This is a genomic window from Pandoraea apista (assembly GCF_001465595.2).
GTDB classification, from domain to species: domain Bacteria; phylum Pseudomonadota; class Gammaproteobacteria; order Burkholderiales; family Burkholderiaceae; genus Pandoraea; species Pandoraea apista.
Genome location: NZ_CP013481.2, coordinates 4,527,622 through 4,540,952, shown reverse-complemented (window position 1 = coordinate 4,540,952; position 13,331 = coordinate 4,527,622). Strand labels below are relative to the sequence as shown.

Genomic DNA, 13,331 nt, shown 5'->3' with positions numbered 1-13,331 from the left:
AGCGTCATCCACCTGCCGGGAAAGTGCGACGTTCAGACGTCGGTTTCGCGCCCAGAAACAGACCAAGTCGAACTGTGAAAGCAAGTGCTCAGCCGAGAAGTTACCCTACGCTTAAAAGGGTCTCGGCCGCAGTCGCTCCGAGGTACGACAGCATGGATGAGGGCGTGTCTGCAGCGGATTCAACCTCAAGACTTCCGAGCGCCTGTCCGACAATAACCTCCCAAGGCTTCTTCGACCCCGCAATTGAACAAATTAGCTGTCGGATGGTTTTGATCTTCGCGTCACGCAACCGGTCCGTGCTATCAAGGAGTTGCCTAATGCGAGGCACATCCTTATGTTCCCCGTTCTGCGCAATCCATGCCGTCGCTGCTTCTTGGAATGCTGGCCACGTCAGGCCCAGGACTGAGAGACATTCATCCGTCAGCAGGGTATTCTCGATCGCATAGCACTGGAGCCGGAAGCGGGTGACCACGCCTATGGCTGGCAGTGGATCCCGGACACCGTCGCCGTCCCGAAGCGAATAGGCAACTGGGTCATCGAACACCGCGGTTAGAACAGTAGAACAAAACGTCTCCAAGCTGGTCTGCTGATCCACGGATGTCGCAAGCACTGGGAACACACGAATTTTTCCTTGCGACGTTCGTGCTGCCTGCTGCCAGACTCTTTCATCGTCCTCCCCCTCTAGGATCAGCAACACGTCCTGACTGATGCTAAGAGATAGGGGGTGCCCAAAGAATGGCGCTACCTTACGCAGTTGTTCAGATGCCCGCGAAAACTGGACAACCATCTGCCCAAAGTTCTTTGTCCCGATAGACGTGTACGGCGAAGGAGCTAAAGCACAGATGAACGGGGTGCTATGCGTCGCTATGCAGACTACGACGTTATCGCGCGTCGCATCATCAAGCTCACTCAGAGACGTGACCAAAAATTGTGCGAGGCGTGCTTGCAGATCTGGATGAAGATGAACGTCAGGTTCGTCGAGTAGGAGGACATTGAACCGATCGGGGTCCAGTGTCTCGAAGAAGTACAGAATTTCGGTCGCCAAGGCTATCGATTCTGATTCACCGCTACTAATTTGATCAGGATTGACCCGCTCGCCCGTAGCTGAGACGAATACGAACGAGCTGTTTTCCTGTTCAACAGAGATGTTCGCCAACAGCCCGCTGATTCGTCGCAGGAGATCATTCTCAAACGAACGAGTCGGATCGACGCGGAGCGTCGGCGTGGACAGAATGCGACGGTTATAGACAATCTCCAGTTCCCTCAGCAGATAAGCAGAGACTGCCTTGAAATTGTCGGCCTGATTTCTCCTGCGAACTGACGGAAGCCAGTTTTTGTCTCGTTCCAAGTTCGTGCCAGTGCTTCCTTCTCGCTGGAATACACCTGCTCTTTCCGGACTGATGTAACGCGTGTTAAATGCTTGGTCATTCCATAAAGCCTCGTCTAGGGATCGGAGCAGCCTGCTTTTCCCGGCTCCATTTCGCCCTACTATCACGTTGATGTTTGTAAGGCCCCGAATGGCTGTTCCACTCGTCCCCGTCAGTTCTTGGTGCTTTATAGACATGAGCTACCCTCCTGTGCGAATAATAGCTCACCAGCCCGAATGTAAGAGAATGCTCCGTCGATCCTTGCGTGATGCGGTTCACTGAATCAAGCCGACGATGGAGAAAGATCACACTCTTCGAATCACACGAGGTTTGGCGACCGGTAGCTTCCGTCGAACATCGCCGGACGACTAAGTCACTTGAACCGTTAATACGCTCGAAAGCGGTCACTGAAAGCATGACTGCTTGAACGGCCGTAATGGGTTGTGGATTCAACCGGTCAGTGCAACAGAGTGAAGAAATCGTTGTGCCGGTGTTTCGTAGTCTAGTGTCTTCCTGGGGCGTTCGTTCAAACGTCGGGCCACGACATTGAGTTTGGCTTGTGAGTACACAGATAGATCAATGCCCTTCGGCAAATATTGGCGTAGCAATCTGTTCGTATTTTCGTTCGAGCCGCGTCGTCGGGGTTTTTCAATTGTGGCGCAGGCAAATGACGCAATGTCACGCACGCCATACAGCCCTTATACTCTTCCGAAAATTACTTTTTAAGCGGACATTTACTGTGGCCGCACGTGGGTTTCGCGACATGGGGAGGGTATATGGGAGGTGTGATACTGCAACCGGGATCTCTGGGCGATGGGTTGCATGAAACCATAGGGTATAAATCGGGACTAGCCGTTTCCATAGCCGAGCTTTGCGATTTGCTATCAGGTACGAAGTACCCCGACGCCATCCTTGAAAATGAGGCGGGGTTTGTTCGCCTGCGTGCAGAGGAAATCGAAGACCTCTACTATCACGCCCTGTACAAAGTCGGCTACACGGATAAGAGATTTAACGGTGATCGACTGGGCTTGTTCGTATACACCAAGTATGCGGAGCACCAACGTGAGCTTGACGGCGTGGCAAAGTTGTTTTTGGAGTGGTGGCCGAAAATGATGGATGTCGCAGAGCGTAACGGCACCAAGAAAATGGACCCGACGCCGCTAATGAAGGATGCGCGCGAAAAGTTCGGGATTATTGGACTCAGAATTGCGCTTGACCGTCTCGATGCGATGGTTACCGCGTCAGATCTCGACCCCTTTGCGCGAAGCCAGCATCAACCGGAATGGTTAGACCGACTAGACTTGGCGGAGCTAAAGAAGCGGAGCGAGCAGGCGCCCGCGCACGGAGCCTTCTTCGATCAGAGGTTCATCAATTTTTTGGCGAACAATAATGAAAGAATCGGGGAAATACACTGGCGTCGCTTTGAACAAATGTCCGCTGAATTTTTGCATCGAGCGGGATATAAGGTTGAAGTCGGGGCGGGGAGTAACGATGATGGTGTCGACATTCGCGCATGGCGGGGGGGCGCAGATCCCTCTGGCGCTCCGACGCTAATTGTTCAATGCAAACGCCAGAAGGAAAAAGTCGATAAGGTGACTGTAAAAGGTCTTGCGGCAGACGTTTCATATAACGGCGCGGACTACGGAGTCCTGATTACATCAGCTGAATTGAGTGTTGGCGCCCGTGAGGTGGTGAGCGTTCGAGGGTATCCGATTAAGGAAGTCAATTCGGAAAAGGTGGCAGAGTGGCTTGGGATACTTCGTTCTCCGGGAACCGGGATCGTCCGCGTGTAGCGGCGTGCAAAGCCGGTGCGCGATGCGCGCGCCAGTAGCGCTTCGCGCTTTGGAGGAACGCCCGCTCCAAAACGTTCGACTGGCGGTGAGAAAACGGGGTGCTCAGCAAGAAACTAATCATCCGCGGATCTGTGTGTAAGTGCACCGTTGGTGCACCTTCCTCGTGTTAGTTGTTGATTTTGCGCAATATATGGTTCTGGTCTTCGGCACCGCTACTCCCTCTTGGGTTAGTTCGGAGGGGCGTTTTGTGAGGCGGAATTCGGCCATGAGCAGTCCTTCAAAAACTGTTCCATAGCAGCCATTTGCCACAACCCTCTTGCCTTCGGCATACCGACTTTTTGCCGGTCCGTAATATCATTGCATATGCGGACAGTCTGCCGGAGCCTCCCGTAAATGAATCAATCAGTTACTTGGAATTTCCGTGTTTTACGATTATCAATATGCGGACCGCTGGATTCGTTGGATAACTGTTAGAAATTTTCTCGAAAGGAATCTCTTCAAAATGGATGCAGCTACAGCAGCAGCACTTACAAACATTGCATGCGGTGTTCTTGCGAATTTTTCAACCGACGCAGTAAAAGCTTTCTTTAGCAAGGCTATCGGCTTTAAGCCGTCTTTGGAGCAGGCAATTCAGCAAGCAAGAACATCCAAAGAGATTGAGTTAATTTTCAAAGAGGCTGTCGGTGTAATTGATGCATCTGCAGGAACTGGTTCGATAGGTATTGATAGAGCTCTTATTGAAGCCATTCGCGGCATAAGATTTGACCATGAGCACGGTGTTGTACACATCTCAGGTAGCACGATACAAGCTCCCGTCCTTGTTACGGGTGGGGGAATCACTGCAACCGGAAAAACAACCGTCGGGGGCAATACCATACTCAAGAGCGAAGGAACTTCAATCAGCGTTGGAAGTGGATGTTCAATCGTAATGACTGGTGGAGCAAAAATCACCCAGAGCTAAATGTCTGACATGGTGCTCAACCTCCGCTCCCTTCGGTTGCTGGACGCTGCGCGATAAAGCCGCGCAGCGCCGGTTGGCTCTTCGTTCCTGAGCGTCTGCTTTTCAAAGTCAGCTACGGCAGCAATGGGTCGGAAACTGCCGTTCCAGGGCTTTTTTTTCGACCCTAATCCCCGCCGCCACTCCTACTATCACCCCAAATCCCCCACCATAAAAATCAACCACTTACCCTCTTCGCGTAACACCCCAAAATAGTAAACGCCCCACCCGCAATCCCTTGCCAGCTAAGCCCCCCAGCCACGCCTAGCCAAGGTTAATAGCCTATCGGGGGTTCGAATCCCCCTCTCTCCGCCACAGATACATAAGGCTTTGCAGCGAAGTGCCCGCTCAGCTTGTGCAATAGATGCGCGAGTGTGCAATAGAGCGGGCTGCAAAGTTCATTTCAAAGGCATCACCTTCTCGGCTTTACGGCGATACACGCGACGCGTGGTTCGGCTATCCGTGTGCGATAGCAGCGCCTGAGCATGCTCCAACGTCTCTGCGTCACTTGCTGCTTTGGCGCGCAAGTCGTGCTCTGAAAATCGCTCGGAGACGTCCGTCTCCTCAAGAACTCTGTCCATGAAATCGCGCCAAAGCGAGTCCCATCCGCCTGCGCGTCCGGTCAGTTCGTTGATGTACGGTTCTGCCCGGCGATTACAGAATAGGTGAGTGGAGTTCTGCGCCGACCTGGCATCGATAGCCTCCCTCACGCAACGACGCAGTTCTTCGCGTCCATTGATAGAGCGTTCGTTTCCCCGTCTTCTTGGCCGTCTTGTTTCGCTCGATCAGAATCCCATCGTCGGTAAAGTGCCTCTCCGGTTGAAGGCGCAGCAAGTCGCCGCGCGCCATGCCGGTCATGCCCTTAAGTCGAATGTAGGCCTGGACCATTCGAATGCCACCACGAGGCCGCTTGGGCTTGATAGACATACACGCATCAACCTCCCAGTCCTCTACATAGCGTGTCCGTGCGTCTTCGCCCTTTAGGCGGACCTCGAATTTGAATGGGTGGCGATCAAGGTATCCCCATTCGACTGCTTTGGTAAAGGCATGTGACAGCACTTCGATTTCTCTATGGGCTGCGGTGACTGCCGGAACTTCCTTAAAGCTCCCGTCGGGTTGCCTCACTTTCTTTCGACGGAGATTTACGTAGGCGTAAATGTGTCTCGGTTTTATGCCACCCAACGGCGCATCGTGAAATTTTTCGCGTAGCTGCTTCACTGCGAGTTGGTTTTGCGTCTGCGTAGTGGGAGCTTTGGTCGGGACGACTTCGAGTGCATAACGGTCAAGCAGTTGGCCAACGGTCTTCGCCTTGTCCAGGGTTCCGAGACGTTCGGCCCAGACCCGATACGATTCCGGGAGTGTTTTGCCGAGACGAAACTTCTTTTCCCCTTCCCAATGAAGCTCCATGCCAGGGGGACTTCGTAGTAATAAGCCCCGTGATAGTGTCGCCATCGAGACGGAGGACCTCGATTTTCTGGTTTGCGCGGAACTGGCATCAGGCGACGCTCCAAACAGGGTTCCAGTCAGACGATGACTTTTCCGGCATGCGTCCCCCAAGAAGTGATTCCACATGCGCTCGCAACACGAGTACATGGCCGTCGGGCCTCACCCGATGTTCGATGCCCATAGAGCGAAGTGCGAAGACTTGGTTGTTTCGCCGCCGTCGCCCCGTCAATTCAGACAGTTCCTCGACGCTGAGAAAAAGCGATGCAGTCAATTCAGTTCTCCTTCGTTGCTAACCAGAAGCTTCCGAGACCCTGATTCCAAAATGCCTGGCAGCGGGCCAAGCTTGCGCCGACTTCCTGCGCCGCATTAAACGCAGTCACAATGGCTTTCACCGGGTCGTCGCTCAAGATGTGGTCGATGGGATCTCGTTCGGGGATCGCGATGCCACGACTCGACCAATAGCGCTTCTCGTTCATCTTGTGCTCGGCAAAGTCCTTGGTCAGATATTTGCCGAGGTAGGCCGCCAGCTTGTGATGTTGACCTTTCTGACGAAGCGGATTTCGCACATTGACATTGCCGTTGTCCGCACCAACGATCGATATCCAGATCGCGCGGAGCACCCGGTAGTTCTGCCGTCCCTTCACCGCGACGTGTAGATGCCACGCGCCCCGTTTCTGACGTTCAGGAACTGCGATGTACTGGAAATCCTGAATCCTGTTCAAGCGGCGGCGTAGAGCGTCGAAATGACGCTTCAAGCGCTCCTTGTCCTGCATATTCTCCCGGTGGGTCAACGTAATCATGCGATCCGCGCCAATGGCCTTACAACGCAATCTGGCTTGTTGTTTGGCCCGTTTGGCCGCCGCCATTTGGTTATCTTCCGAATTTTCTGATTCGCCGCGCTTCGCTTTTGGCAGAGTGTGAAGCCTCTGAGCGCCCATGTAGCGGTCGAATCGGGGGACGGTGACCTCCACCTGACCTCTCCAAAACTCCGTCCCCTGATGATCCACTCTCGTCGGAAGGCGGAATCGTTCACTAAACTCGGTTCTTGCATGGCAGCTCCTTTGTCATGTGTCATCGCGGAGAAGGCGTTGGCCCTGATGTTCTGCATCGGGGCCTCTTTTCATCCGGATTGAAGTCGAAGTGTTTCTGTCCTGGCTGAATGCGCTTTGCCACCTCCTTTTTCGTTAAGTGTTATGGATATAAATTTAGGGCGCGCTTCGCGCTGACCTGCTCCCCGTGAATAGTCCGCAGACGGTGCAGAGTCCGTTCCAACGAAGGGGAACGGAAGTGAAGAAGCGATTTAGCTAAGAGCAAATCATTGGCGTGTTGAAGGAAGGCGAGGCGGGCCTCAAGCCGGCCGAGTTGTGCCGTAAGTACGGAGTCTCGGAAGCGACCTACCACCACTGGAAAGCTAAATTTGGCGGGATGACCGTGTCGGATGCACAGCGCCTTCAAGGAGCTTGAGCAGGAGAATGGCCGGCTGAAGCGATTGCTGGCCGATTCGATGCTAGGCAATGCAGCGCCGAAGAACCTGCCTGCCCGAAAGTAGCGAGCCCGCAAGCCAAACGCGAAGCGGTTCGAACGTTGATGATCGAACGCGCGATGGGTGTCACCCGGGCTTGCGGGCTGGTGAGAATATCGCGGTCGTTGTTCCGTTATGAGTCGAGCCGTACCGACGACGTCGAATTGACGAACAGAAGGTGGCTATTGCAGCGCAGAAGCGTCGGTATGGCTATCGCCGCATTCACGTGCTGTTGCGTCGGGAGGGTTGGCTGGCGAACCATAAGCGGGTTTGGCGGCTCTATAGCCAGGCGGGGCTGAGCGCGCGCAAACGAAGGCGCAAGCCCATTCGCGCAGTCGAACGAACACCTCGACGGCTACCGACAGGCCCGAATCAAAGCGGGTCAATGGACTTCGTCTCTGACGGCTTGGCGTATGGTCGGTGGTTTCGATGCCTGAATGTAGTCGACGATTACACGCGAGAATGCCTTGTCATAGAGGTCGACACTTCACCGCCTGGGCAGCGCGTGAGACAAGTGTTGGAGCGTTTGCGGGAGATGCGCGGATTGCCGTTATCCATCACCGTGGACAACGGGCCGGAGTTCGCTGGCAAGGTACTGGATGCTTGGGCGTACGAGGTCGACATCACGCTGTCGTTCATCCGCCCCGGCAAACCCGTGGAGAACGCCTACATCGAGAGCTTCAACGAGCGGTTACGTGACGAATGTCTTTGGATTGAATCGAGATGCGTTCGTCACGGTCCCTCCCTATCAAAAACGCCAGGGAACAAAAATGGAAACTTGTCTCGCAACGAAGACCTACGCGCCGTCAAAGCTGAATCATATGCGCCCTTATCGCCTCTTCGGCATCGAGGACGGCCGGGGAGAAGAGGTGAAATTCTACATGCCTCCTGCCGACGGAGCGGGATGCCTAACTGCTTTCGAGTCGGTGGTGCTTCTGAAGCTGGTCCGCGTTGTAAATCCTAATTTCCTGTTCGAGTTTGGCACCTTTGATGGCCGAACCACGCGACTGATGCTTGAAGACCTGCAGGACAATGGCAGTGGCGAGCCAAGGATTTACACATTGGACCTGCCAGACACGGATGGCGTGCACTTCCAGGGCGACGACAAGAAACTCGCAGAGAAGGCAATTCTCTCGACGCGCAAATATACGCGCAGCGAGAAAAGCTCGCTGGTAAAACAGATTTTCCAGGATTCTATGTCTCTGGACCCGTCGCTGTATGAAAACAAATTCGAATTCATCTTCGTTGATGCGAACCACGAATACGTATACGTGAAGAAAGATACTGAAAACGCGCTCAAGATGATCGGTGGCGAAACCAACTGCATCGTTTGGCACGATTACGGAAATCCTCAGTTCCCTGAACTCACCCGGTACTTGGAAAATCTCGCTAGTGATATTGAGCTGTATCACGTAGAAGGGACAATGCTTGTCTTCCACTTGCAAGGTAAAGCTCTTGGCGATGAACGAGCTTCATAACTTACACATCTAGGCGCCACGAATGGCGCCTTCTGCTACCCCCCAACTGAAAGCCCGCCCACCACTTCGAAAAACACTTAAGAGACTGAGTTAAGTCAGAACCTTCAGCGCTTTTTCGTAGAGTGCCTGGCGATCATCCTGGCCGGTGAGCCCGCCATTGATGCGCCGGGTGATCTTCACGAAGTTTCCCTGATCCGCCAGCGTGTTCAACCCACGGGTAGACCAGGACCAGGACCAGGCCGCAGACATAGCAGCGTGCGGAGGCTGCTCCAGCAGCGCAGGTTGATTGATAAGGTCCAGGCCCAGCGCTTCATCGCACGCCATGTAGTTCGCTCGGCCGGTGATTTGGATCAGGCGCCGGCTGCGGTACTCGGAACCATCACCCTTTACCGTGTTGCCCAGGTCTCGGCTGCTGCGGGTTTCGTGGACACCAAGATAAGGTGGACAATGTGACCGGAGATGGTAAATGAGCAGCAGAAGGCAGTTTAGTAGGGAATTCAAAGTCGAGGCGGTAAAGCTGGTCAAGGAGCGCGTGCGAAAGCGTGTCTACAAGATCCGTCTGGCGCGCGCCGACATCTTCGATTACATCGAAGTCTCTTACCATCGAAACCGTCGTCATACCCATCTGGGCGGCGTCAGTCCCGACGCCTTTGAACGTGCCTCGGCGTGAGGCTGGAAAGTGTCTTAATCCGGCAGCAGTCCAATCATAGGCCAGAAGTGCTTACGGCCCCGGCAGCAGCCCACCTGGGCATCTATGCTGTGTACAACGAGGCACGCGGAATCCAGAGCCGCACGGAACATCTCCGTGCGCTATTGCCATCTTCCATTCAAGAATAATCTGTAGGCCTAGAGCTTCATTTTTTTGATTTTGCAATCCCCCGTCGCCCTCTTGTGTGTATCCTCCACTCCATAACTCGAAGCGGAAAACTCAAATTCGCCCGTCTCTCGATTGATGGTAATTACTGTGCGCTCGCCGTTCCTTTCGGTGTTAAAGATATCTCGGCCATTATAGTTCGAGCCGTTTGCCTTCAATGATTCGACAGGAATATCCAGTGAAGAGCCAACGCGAATTTCAGCCACAGCTCTAGTTTTCGCGCTACCGCTGGCTGTCTTAACAACACAAGAAAGCACAGATTGCTGAGAGTAAGCTGCCGGAGAAAATAAGGCGGCAGCAACTGCCATAGCGAAAAAAAGTTCTTTCATTCTTCTTACTCGTCAATACGTTGTTGGTTAGTGGGTTTGGCTTCGTTGGCGATGTCGGATACCGACGCCGCAGACCTAGGTTGTGCCTCTTCGGCGGCTGTTACTGACTCAGTACGAGCTTTCATCTCCGCCAGAAAATTCTGAGCGGCAACGTTTCGGGGAGCATCCTCCTCAATTGTCTTCAGAACTTGAGGCATCCATTTGGGACGCATGTCATCCCGTTGACTCGCGTAGTCAACCGCGTCCATCCGATGTCCCTCGCGAATAACATAGCTTTTATTAAACGGATAGAAATACTTCGCGCCCGCGCTGAAAATTGCTCGCTCTTCCTTGCCGGGGCATTTTTCCTTTGTGAGAATCAGGGCATAGCCAATGGGCTTGTCCGGCTCGGGGGTAAAAACTATCCCTGTTGATGGTTGAGTTTCCTCCCAATCTCTGGCGTACTGCACCATCACACCCTGGTAATGGCATTTTTCGACCCAGAAAGGGGCCTGCTGCCTCATGGAAATTGGATAAATCCTGACGTTATCCTGGGTTTTAATATCTGAGTCAGCCAAGGCAACGATATTAAGAGCTTGGCTTGCGATAGTGCCAGCCAGAAACAATGAATTTAGTATGTCAAGCATTTCACATGTGTTTGGTTTGCAACAAATGGAGGTATTCACGCCGTCGCATGACAGGTATGACACCAGCTTAATTTTCCCCATGTCCATAACGGCACAAAACCTCGAAAACCTGAGGGTTGGATAGAAACCAGGGGACCCGCCGAATCGGTATCGGCAACAGTCGGATTCTACGAATTACGTAGAGAATCGACAGGAAAATCCTACGGCGTAGGATGACAAAAATGAGCCCAGCACAGTCTTCGGTCGTCGCCTGCGCGAATCGCGGCGGCTGGCTGGCATTCCGCAGGACCGGTTGGGTGTCGAAGTTCGCCTTGATGAGGGCACGGCAAGCGCGCGGATAAGCCGCTACGAAGCTGGAACGCACGAACCGCCGTTTTGGCGTCCCGGTCAGGTTGGCCAGGCACTCCGTGTGCCCGCAGCTTATTTCCGTTGCGACGATGAGGCGCTTGCTAACCTACTGCTGGCTTTGGGGGCGGGCGACGAGGTCTGAGCGTAAGCGCATTAAGGCTCTGATTTCGTCCACGCTCAACGTTGAGGGCGGCGACTGGCAGGGGCGTAGGTGGCTAATTATTCCAAGATTGTCCCACCGTCAGTTTTCCAGAGCATTGCCCAGAATTGGCTACCGCAGTCGGTCTCATGTCCATCGAGATACCCCAACTTCGCTAGCGCAAGTCGAAGGCTTCCGTAAGCACTTTGAGCGGCTCGTCATCGGGATAGCCGGCAATCAACATGCGGCCCGGCGTGTACGTGAGAAGCGCGTGATAGCGCGTGATGCGTGCTGCCTTCTGAGCATCGTAGCCTCGTGGCTGAATTTCCACCAATAGATGCGAACCACGCAAAGTGCGCGTCCAACTCCGGGGCGTTGGGCAGTAAACGAAGCTGCCACAGCGCCAGCTTCGAATCGTAGTGTGCATAAGGCTGAATCGCAGCGGCAAATTCCCGTATAAAGAGGGGCCACGGTTCGGTCCAGAGACCAACGCCGTAAGCGGGCCACGTTCGCTTCAAGCCAAGCTCGCAGCTTGCCCGGGCTCAACTGGTCAGCATCCCAACACAGCATGGTGGCTTCCGCCTCAGGATGGCCGCATATGCTCAGTTCGATAACACTGATTGCTTCGACGCACCGCCGCGTCAGCGCCAGAGCGTTGGCACGCATGCCTTCGCGATTTGCACGGTTCGCGATGCGCATTGAATCGAGCACGAACCAGTGTGCCAACAGCGGTGACGACCTCATTTGCAGGCTCATCGCGCTGGTTTTCACTACGTCCGCCATACGCCGCATAACGTCAGGCGCTGCCTCTTCAGCGACGGTGAATCATTCCGGAATTGGCTTCGTCATACGCCGACGTGATTTGCAGAGCGTGTTATCCGAAGCGCCAATTTGGCATGTGCGGAACATCAGATAGGTCGCCATTCTTAATGCGCGAGTGCCGTTGCGGACTCAATGCAGTGGCGACGACGGTATGGCCGAATGGGGTTGGGTACAGAGGCAAGGACGCGCGCAGGTACAAAATACAAACTTGCGACGAATATAAGTCATTGATTTTTTTGGGGCCGGACTTTCCCTCTCTCCGCCACAGATGTTTAAAGGGCTCCCCGCAAGGGAGCCCTTTTGCGTTTTATGGACTGCTGACGGGATCGTAAGCGCTTCTCGCCTGACCTGTGAATGTCACGATCTGTGGCGGCGTCCGCTTGCAGTTTGAACGCCGACACCGCAGATTCGAGCCCTGAGGCATACCCCATGAGCGATTGCAACGACGCAGCTTGCTGTTCAGTGGGCGACGACAGGTCCGGATTGCCCGCCGAGATTTCTCGAGTCGCTGCCACGACCGCCTCATTACCGTCACGTACTTCCTGGACGGTCCGGTGCAGGCTGTGGTTCATCCGCTGCAACCCGGCAAGCGGTTGAGCGATCTCGTCGCGCCCCGCGACATCGATGTGCGCCGAGAGGTCACCTGCGGCAACGTTGCCGACGAACCCGATGTCTTGGCGTGAGGCTGGAAAGTGCCTCAATTCCGGCAGCAGTCCGGGGCAGATGCACGCTCAGGCCAAAGCCAGCTTTTTTTTGAGAAAGTGCATCCGGCATCTCGTTTCGTTCGTATATCGGGGTTCGCGAGACCTGGTAAGTACCGTTCAGAAAGGATTTCAACGCGTAGGCGAGGCATGCCGACGTTTTGCTTTGGGAGATCAAACCATGATGTCGCTCTAATTTCGCGCTACCCGAGCTGAACCCCGATGAAGCGCGCGCTTTCTTTTGCAATGGTCCGACGTATTCGGCGGGCGGCGTCCCGGTCGTCATGCGGGCCGCATCACATATTGCCTCGCGGATATCGGGAGCTCTTGCTTGCCGCCTTGCTCGGCGTGTGCAGTCTGGCAACCGTGCGCGCTGACTGCGTCGACGACGTACGGAATGCACGGCGCATCGGTGCCGGAGATTTTTGCGTGCTGGGCTTCTGCCTTTACCGGGCCGAACTTTGGGCGCCGCAAGCACCCAAACCGTCCACACTGCATGACACCCCCTTCGCGCTGTCCCTCACGTACGAACGAAGCGTGAGCGCAGAGCGAATCGTCTCGACGGGACTCGACGAAATCCAACGCCTGTCAGCGCAACCGATTGCCGACGCTACATTAGTGCGATGGCAGCAAAACATGCGGCGCGCTTTTGGCGATGTCGCTCGTGGAGACGAACTCTGCGGCGTCTATTTGCCCGGGCATGGCGCGCGGTTTTACACCAACGGGAAACTGTCTGCCGACGTTCAGGATTCGGCCTTCGCCGAAGCGTTTTTTGACATCTGGCTAGACCCTCGAACGCGTGCGCCATCGCTGCGTCGACAACTGTTGGGCGGTCCCTGAATGCCCGGCGCATGCCCATGGCGCTTGCCCACAGTGTCCTCGAGATATG

Annotated in this window: 13 protein-coding genes and 3 pseudogenes; 6 read left to right on the top strand and 10 right to left on the bottom strand. The window is 54.6% G+C overall.

The window, feature by feature from the left end:
• Window positions 1-100: 100 nt before the first annotated feature.
• Together AT395_RS20450 and AT395_RS20445 are read right to left on the bottom strand one after the other, a co-directional pair.
• Window positions 101-1,348 (bottom strand): AAA family ATPase, encoded by a 1,248-nt coding sequence (locus tag AT395_RS20450; protein WP_167370744.1) that lies wholly within the window; start codon window positions 1,346-1,348, stop codon window positions 101-103.
• A 468-nt stretch (window positions 1,349-1,816) separates the two neighbouring features.
• Window positions 1,817-2,011: pseudogene (locus tag AT395_RS20445) on the bottom strand (transposase); the annotation flags it as partial.
• Between the two features lie 132 nt (window positions 2,012-2,143).
• On the opposite strand from AT395_RS20445, the gene AT395_RS20440 reads away from it, so the two are divergent.
• Window positions 2,144-3,160: a restriction endonuclease gene (locus tag AT395_RS20440; RefSeq protein ID WP_048628833.1), complete on the top strand. Its 1,017-nt coding sequence runs from the start codon at window positions 2,144-2,146 to the stop codon at window positions 3,158-3,160.
• Window positions 3,161-3,581: 421 nt separating this feature from the next.
• Window positions 3,582-4,121, top strand: coding sequence for a hypothetical protein (locus AT395_RS25735; protein ID WP_125347953.1), 540 nt, complete (start codon window positions 3,582-3,584; stop codon window positions 4,119-4,121).
• A 690-nt stretch (window positions 4,122-4,811) separates the two neighbouring features.
• Here the strand turns inward: AT395_RS25735 and AT395_RS20435 are convergent.
• The 3 genes from AT395_RS20435 to AT395_RS20425 form a co-directional block, all read right to left on the bottom strand.
• The gene (locus AT395_RS20435) at window positions 4,812-5,564 is read right to left on the bottom strand and encodes a site-specific integrase (RefSeq protein WP_231606112.1); all 753 of its coding nucleotides are present in this window, start codon (window positions 5,562-5,564) and stop codon (window positions 4,812-4,814) included.
• Window positions 5,565-5,652: 88 nt separating this feature from the next.
• Window positions 5,653-5,832 carry a DUF4224 domain-containing protein gene (locus AT395_RS20430; protein ID WP_104927082.1) on the bottom strand — a complete coding sequence of 60 codons (180 nt, stop codon included), beginning with the start codon at window positions 5,830-5,832 and terminating at the stop codon, window positions 5,653-5,655.
• Between the two features lie 43 nt (window positions 5,833-5,875).
• Window positions 5,876-6,574, bottom strand: coding sequence for a rolling circle replication-associated protein (locus AT395_RS20425; RefSeq protein WP_231606113.1), 699 nt, complete (start codon window positions 6,572-6,574; stop codon window positions 5,876-5,878).
• Window positions 6,575-6,917: 343 nt separating this feature from the next.
• Here AT395_RS20425 and AT395_RS26405 point away from each other — a divergent pair.
• Together AT395_RS26405 and AT395_RS25860 are read left to right on the top strand one after the other, a co-directional pair.
• Window positions 6,918-7,834 (top strand): annotated as a pseudogene (locus tag AT395_RS26405) (IS3 family transposase); the annotation flags it as partial.
• Window positions 7,725-8,603 (top strand): class I SAM-dependent methyltransferase, encoded by an 879-nt coding sequence (locus AT395_RS25860; protein WP_082164761.1) that lies wholly within the window; start codon window positions 7,725-7,727, stop codon window positions 8,601-8,603. The pseudogene AT395_RS26405 and the gene AT395_RS25860, both read left to right, overlap by 110 nt.
• Window positions 8,604-8,693: 90 nt before the next feature.
• Here AT395_RS25860 and AT395_RS20405 read toward each other — a convergent pair whose 3' ends face one another.
• Window positions 8,694-9,128: a glycoside hydrolase family 19 protein gene (locus tag AT395_RS20405; RefSeq protein WP_197090693.1), complete on the bottom strand. Its 435-nt coding sequence runs from the start codon at window positions 9,126-9,128 to the stop codon at window positions 8,694-8,696.
• Here AT395_RS20405 and AT395_RS20400 point away from each other — a divergent pair.
• Window positions 9,121-9,273: pseudogene (locus tag AT395_RS20400) on the top strand (IS3 family transposase); the annotation flags it as partial. The gene AT395_RS20405 and the pseudogene AT395_RS20400 overlap by 8 nt on opposite strands.
• Window positions 9,274-9,449: 176 nt before the next feature.
• On the opposite strand, the gene AT395_RS25725 reads toward AT395_RS20400, so the two are convergent.
• From AT395_RS25725 to AT395_RS26400, 4 genes are all read right to left on the bottom strand, one after another.
• The gene (locus tag AT395_RS25725) at window positions 9,450-9,806 is read right to left on the bottom strand and encodes a hypothetical protein (protein WP_124988694.1); all 357 of its coding nucleotides are present in this window, start codon (window positions 9,804-9,806) and stop codon (window positions 9,450-9,452) included.
• A 5-nt stretch (window positions 9,807-9,811) separates the two neighbouring features.
• Complete coding sequence (locus AT395_RS20395; RefSeq protein ID WP_174554646.1) at window positions 9,812-10,471, bottom strand: hypothetical protein; 660 nt, start codon at window positions 10,469-10,471, stop codon at window positions 9,812-9,814.
• A 623-nt stretch (window positions 10,472-11,094) separates the two neighbouring features.
• On the bottom strand, window positions 11,095-11,250 hold the full coding sequence (locus tag AT395_RS25720; protein ID WP_156181598.1) for a hypothetical protein: 156 nt from the start codon (window positions 11,248-11,250) through the stop codon (window positions 11,095-11,097).
• A 763-nt stretch (window positions 11,251-12,013) separates the two neighbouring features.
• The gene (locus AT395_RS26400; protein ID WP_048628836.1) at window positions 12,014-12,442 is read right to left on the bottom strand and encodes a HAMP domain-containing protein; all 429 of its coding nucleotides are present in this window, start codon (window positions 12,440-12,442) and stop codon (window positions 12,014-12,016) included.
• 222 nt (window positions 12,443-12,664) lie between these two features.
• Between AT395_RS26400 and AT395_RS20385 the strand changes: the two genes are divergently transcribed.
• Entirely contained in the window at window positions 12,665-13,282 is a 618-nt protein-coding gene (locus tag AT395_RS20385) for a chalcone isomerase family protein (protein WP_231606116.1), read from the top strand.
• Window positions 13,283-13,331 lie beyond the last annotated feature (49 nt).